The organism is Methanospirillum sp., assembly GCF_035560735.1.
In the GTDB taxonomy this organism is placed as follows: domain Archaea; phylum Halobacteriota; class Methanomicrobia; order Methanomicrobiales; family Methanospirillaceae; genus Methanospirillum.
The window spans coordinates 1-3,319 of sequence record NZ_DATMYY010000135.1; the positions used below are offsets into that span (position 1 = coordinate 1).

Below are 3,319 nucleotides of genomic sequence, written 5' to 3' on the forward strand. Positions count from 1 at the left end.
TCATTATCCTCTCTGAAGTCCATCGTCATAATGTAATTTGGTCTCATCTATAGTTTTTCTGATGCCACGTTTTCATTTTCATATGATGATGGACCGATACATCAAAGTATGTAAACTAACTATTATCACCTTGAGAGGGTATGGCTGAGAGAGATTATACTGAAAAGATCCCTGATGACAAAAGTATACTGGTTGTATCTGATGTTCATCTTGGTGGTGTTGAGGGACCTGAAACAATAAACCGGATGTTGCACTTTCTGGATAAAATTCAGTCCGGAGACGCAAAGGTTGTCTGCAATCCTGAGCAACGCAGCAGTAATGCAGAGCCTACAACAAAAATTCTCCTGCCTCCGACAAAAATAATCTTGCTTGGTGATGTCCTGGATTTATGGAACCCACGCCACCAGGATCGGAATTATGCTTTTCTTGATGGTCTTATCTTTTTTTTAAAACTCCAGAATATTGAGAGTGATATCATCTATGTAACTGGAAACCATGACGAGGATTCAGGTGAACCGGTATACTCCTATGGAGCAGATACCCCTGATAAGTCAGACCCTGCCTATAGTATTTATTCTCTTTTCAAGGGATTGCATGGGAAGATAGAGAGCCTGAAAATTGCATGGAATCCAAATCATATCCTTGAATTAAGTCCGAGGCATTATCCGGCTACTTCTACACACGGCCATGTTCGTGGCCTCAATGCCGGCGGTATTCATTATGTATTTGTTCATGGTCAGCAGTTTGACAAGCAGCAGATCACGTATTCCATCAGTCAGGCAATCGGGTTCAGATTTGATGTGATCGATTCTATCCAGGAGATCCTCAATTGCTCTATTGTCCGGGAGGTCCGGAAATCAGTTCCGATAATGTCATTTATTGGGTTTTATGCAATTATTAATCTTCTTGCTTTAATTATTCCCATCTTTTCCGGTGCCATTGTATCAACCTGGATACGCTGGCTTGTTGGAGTAGTTTTTGCCATCTCTCTGTTTGGTATATCAGCAAAAGGAGTTCAGATGTTCGGGTTTGTTGAAAAGACTCTTCCGTCTTCTCCTCTTCTCTTCAGGGCATGTCTCGGGATCTGCATAGGTGAAATCATCCTCATTGGTATTGGTGCGTATTTCCTTGCGTTGGGCGTTCTCGATTCACTCTATTTCATTGGAATGATTGTATTTCTCTGGCTGCTCTTTATATTTATCATCCCGATTGTGTATGGGTTTATCAGCAACTGGATGTACAGCACTTTTTTCAGTGCAAAAAATTACGATGTACAAAGTGTGTACGAAGATGCACTGAAGAGTGAGAAATATACATATAACGCCGAGGTTTTAATTTTCGGTCACACTCACATTCCCGGAACCTATCCAAATACTGATGATGATATCAGGATTCAGGGGAGATCTGCTGATGGGAAACCAACTCTTCTTATCAATACCGGTGCCTGGGTGAGAAATGAGAATGGGATTGATGATAGTTTTGCTTACATAGATAACAGCGGGGTAGCTCTCATGAAATGGAATGATACTTCCCGGGATATTTCGTGCACGAAATACTTCCCAAAAGAGATCATCAAAAAATGGTCTGGAAGGCAGAGTGAATGAATTTGGATATTGAGTGATACATGGTTTAGTGGATAACTAATATCATCTCCCCATGATTTTTTGTTAACTGTTTTTAATATAAGTTTTCACAAAAGGGTCTTCTATTCACATTTAAATCAGAAAGAAATCTGCGAATTGTTTGATTATGTCTGGGTTGTTAAACGATACTCTATTCATCCCCATTCCCAGGATCATGGCTAATGGTATCCTTCTCAATGGATCTCATAGTACGTGTCAATCCCGTTTACATGGACGGTTGGCATGTTTCCTCCACAGCTCGTAGGTGAATCTTTTCTGGAAACCCTAGAAGATCAAGAGCCCTATTTCGTATCTGTATCATTTCAGATTCCGGTGATGTTCTGGTACCTGAAGGTGAGTCTACAAACTGCAGGGAGAATACAATTCTTCCACTGACCCCAACTCCTCCAAGGATGAGTGGATTGAGTTCACTTGATGATGGTAAAAAAATGAGTTTCTGTAGTTTTACATCCCCGAAAGATTCTGATATTTCGATATTGCCAAGGTTTGTTGGTACAAGGCAGGGAATATTGTTCTCGAAGTTTTTGGCTAGCGAATTTGCAACATTATTTGGGTCTTCTCTGAATTTTATCAGGTTTTCATTCAGGGTATAAGCCTCAGGGACCCGGTGTATGAAGGCTGAATATGAGGCGATCGCATCCATGAAAGAAGGATCAAACGGGGGAATATCTATGGCTGGCAATTTCTTTGCTTTCAATCGTGAATGAGTCCCCTGGTGAAATGATACTGTATTCTGCCAGAATGTTTTTTCCTGGGAATACCTGAATGGGAAGTGAATTGAGCCGACACAAAAACTAAACACATCTCCCAAATTGGCTCTTCTCTGGAGATCAAATGGCATCATGACTTTTTGCTTTGGCTTTGAAAATTCTCCACATACATCCGAATGAGCGCTCAGACATGCTACAGAGAGGGCCGATCCAATTGATACTCCATGGTTACGACACATTGTATGGAGGCGCTCTGATTCGTTCTCATCAAATTCAAATAACACAAAACCCGGGGTTCGATCCTCCCAATATGAACTATACAGTGCGGAATAATCTTCTGAATCGAAATAATACGGGTCTTTTCTCCATTTCCTATTTGTAAACGCAGCGATAACCTGTCCTAACAGCCCCTGAACAGACAGGCCGGGTTTCAGGATATTCATGACATCTGGTGGATTTAGAGTTTCTATTTTCTTTTCTGGGTTTTCATACAGTACAAGGAGATCACGGATACAAATGGCTAGTGCCATTCCATCACAGATGCTATGATTGCACAGAACAAGGAGATCTGATACATCAGGTGAGTGAAGGAGAACACACTTGATAAGTGGCCCTTTTTCAAGCTCAAATGGGATCCGTGCTTCTTGTTTTATCTCATCGATCCACTGGTTATCAGAAATTCTGGGAATGATTCGAATGGGAACCTGCGGGACAGCATTAGATGAGAAGTATGCATTATGATCCTGATCAAATACGACTTTTGCATGAAGGAGAGGGTGAATTTCGGTTACTGCATCAAGTGCTTTCCGTAGCCTGGTTATGTCAAGTGGTCCAGCTATCCGGGCGGTCATCATTACGGTACAGGCAGGGCTCATAAAAAACATCCGCTCGCACAATGACATTTTTCTGATATGCCCTGTTTCATCTTGTTGTTTTGATTCTTTCTTGTGTAATATCATTATTTAC

The 3,319-nt window shown here is 41.3% G+C and carries 2 protein-coding genes; one reads left to right on the forward strand and one right to left on the reverse strand.

The features are described from left to right. Positions 1–140 precede the first annotated feature (140 nt). Positions 141–1,604: a metallophosphoesterase gene (locus VN429_RS04140; protein ID WP_325630097.1), complete on the forward strand. Its 1,464-nt coding sequence runs from the start codon at positions 141–143 to the stop codon at positions 1,602–1,604. A 244-nt stretch (positions 1,605–1,848) separates the two neighbouring features. On the opposite strand, the gene VN429_RS04145 is transcribed toward VN429_RS04140, so the two are convergent. Further along, positions 1,849–3,312 (reverse strand): condensation domain-containing protein, encoded by a 1,464-nt coding sequence (locus VN429_RS04145; protein ID WP_325630099.1) that lies wholly within the window; start codon positions 3,310–3,312, stop codon positions 1,849–1,851. Between the last annotated feature and the right edge of the window lie 7 nt (positions 3,313–3,319).

What these genes read in the sequence shown, in the direction of transcription:
- VN429_RS04140 (WP_325630097.1), top strand. Translation starts at nt 141, where the DNA reads ATGGCTGAGAGAGATTATACTGAAAAGATCCCTGATGACAAAAGTATA.
- VN429_RS04145 (WP_325630099.1), bottom strand. Translation starts at nt 3,312, where the DNA reads ATGATATTACACAAGAAAGAATCAAAACAACAAGATGAAACAGGGCAT.